Consider the following 2,388-nt stretch of genomic DNA (forward strand, 5'->3'; position numbering starts at 1 on the left):
ATCTGATCGCCACCGTCGCCTTCGCCGAGGACGACTCGGCTCGGTTGCCCGCCACGATCGCCACGTCTGCGGGTGCGATCGGCGACGCCTGGCACGTGACCGGCTACAAGCACTTCGTCCTTGACGGGCAAGCGGCGGAGCTGTTGTACGTTCTGGCCGGAACCGATTCGGGGCCAGCCGTTTTCGCGGTAGAGGCCAGTGCTGCTGGCCTGGGCGTGACGCCGCTGACCACGGTGGACCCGACCCGTAAGCAGTGCCGCCTGCAATTCGTCGATACGCCGGCACGGCTGGTTGGTCGGCTTGGCGTCGGAGTGGAGGTATTCACCGCAGCGCTGGACCGCGCAGCTGTGGCATTGGTCAGCGAGCAGGCCGGCGCTGCGCGGCGCGTTGTCGAGATGGCCGCCGAGTACGCCAAGACCCGCTATCAGTTCGGCCGCGCAATCGGCAGCTTTCAAGCGGTCAAGCACATGTGCGCCGACATGCTGCTGGAGGCCGAGTCGGCAGTGTCGGCGGCACGCTACGTCGCCGGATCATTCGCCGAGCAAGCACCCTCGCGTATCGCCGATCTTGCTCTGGCACAGGCATACTGCTCGGACGCGTTCGTCTTTGTCGCCGCCACCAACATCCAGGTTCACGGCGGCATCGGGTTCACCTGGGAGCATCCGGCGCACCTCTATTTGCGTCGGGCCCGCAGTGCCGCCCAGTTGCTGGGCAGCCCGGCCTGGCACCGGGAACGCTACCTGCGGCAGAGCGGAGCCTAAAACTGTGACTGACGAGGAGTTGCGCGACGAGGTTCGAAACTGGTTGGCCGCCAATTGGAATCCCGGAATCGATCGCGCCAGCTGGGCCCAGGTCGTCTTCGATGCCGGATGGGCGGTGCCCAGCTGGGAACCTGAGTGGTATGGCCGCGGCCTTCCGGATGCCCAAGCCCGGATTGCCGCTGCGGAATTCGCCGCCGCCGGTGCGCCCGGCTGTGGTCATGATCGCGCGAACCTGTTCGCCTGCACCCTGCATGACGCCGGAACGGACGAGCAGAAAAGACGGCTGATTCCGCCGTCGATACGCGGCGAAAGCAAGTGGTGTCTGCTCTACAGCGAACCCGGTGCGGGATCGGACCTGGCCGGCCTGCGCACCAAAGCCGAACGCCACGGCGACGAGTGGGTGATCAACGGTCAGAAGGTGTGGACGTCGTTCGCCAAAACCGCCGACTACGGCATGTTGGTGGCCCGGACCGACTGGGGTGTGCCCAAACACCGAGGGATCAGTTTTTTCATGTTGCCGATGCATCAGCCGGGCGTCAAGATCCGGCCGATCCACCAGATCACCGGTGAATCGGAGTTCAACGAAGTCTTCATCGAAGATGCCCGCATCCCCGCCGAGAACTTGGTCGGCGAGCTCAACGCCGGGTGGTCGGTACTGCAGATCGCGCTCGGGCACGAGCGCCGGTTCATGGGCGATCTGGCCCGCACCGCCAAGGACAGCCGTCGGCCCCGGGCCGAAAGGGCCAACTTCTTAATCGAATTGGCACGCGAAGCCGGCAAGCTGGACGACCCTTATATTCGTCAGCAGATCGCGCGGGTCGACGCGCTTGCGACGGTCAACCGGTGGAACACCCAGCGGTCGAAGGCCGCGACCGATCGCGGCGAGGCGGCGACGCTCATGGCGCTCGGGAAGATCGCGATGTCGCGAATCCTGCATGAGACTGCCCGCGTGGAGACCGAAATCGTCGGCGCCGAGGCGATGTTGGCCGGACCCGAGAACCCCGTCGGTGACGCGGTGACGTTCCGGACGATGAACGCCTACTTCACCTCGATCGGCGGCGGGACCGATCAGATTCAACGCAATATCATCGGGGAACGCGTGCTGGGCCTGCCGAAAGAACCTGAGCCGTACCGCAACACACCGTTCCGCGATCTACCACACTGATTCGGTGCGCGACGCGATCGCGGCGATGCTTGAACTTTGACAGCGATGCGCTCATCCTGACAGCGTGGCAGGTACCGAAAAGCCGTCGCGCGGGATTCTTGACCCGGTGGCGCGCAAGCTACGCCTGCCGTTCCGGACGCCCGACTTCATCGACCGGATCATCCGCGGCGGGGTCAACCAGGCCGGTCGGCGAACGCTGTACATGCTGCTTACCACGTGGGACGCCACCGGTGGCGGACCGTTCGCCGCGAGCGCGATCGCCACGGCGGGGCTGGCCAGGACAGTCGACATCGCGCAGGGTCTGTTCATCGGCCCGGTCTTCGACCCGCTGCTGAAAGCGCTGGGCGCCGATCAGATCACGCTTCGCGCATCGCTATGTGCCTCCCAAGTGGTCGGTCTTGGCATCATGCGCTACGGGGTGCGTGTCGAGCCGATCCAGTCAATGGATGTCGACACCCTGGT

The 2,388-nt window shown here is 65.4% G+C and carries 3 protein-coding genes; all 3 read left to right on the forward strand.

The annotated features are described in order from the left end of the window. On the forward strand, nucleotides 1-761 hold a 761-nt coding region (locus WBF82_RS16800; RefSeq protein ID WP_424384103.1), incomplete at its 5' end, for an acyl-CoA dehydrogenase family protein. A gap of 4 nt (nucleotides 762-765) precedes the next feature. After that, nucleotides 766-1,926, forward strand: a complete 1,161-nt coding sequence (locus tag WBF82_RS16805) for an acyl-CoA dehydrogenase family protein (RefSeq protein WP_424384104.1) — start codon at nucleotides 766-768, stop codon at nucleotides 1,924-1,926. A 64-nt stretch (nucleotides 1,927-1,990) separates the two neighbouring features. Further along, nucleotides 1,991-2,388 (forward strand): hypothetical protein (locus WBF82_RS16810; protein WP_424384105.1); only part of this gene is annotated, 398 nt, incomplete at its 3' end.

Source organism: Mycobacterium sp., from assembly GCF_049673265.1.
In the GTDB taxonomy this organism is placed as follows: domain Bacteria; phylum Actinomycetota; class Actinomycetes; order Mycobacteriales; family Mycobacteriaceae; genus Mycobacterium.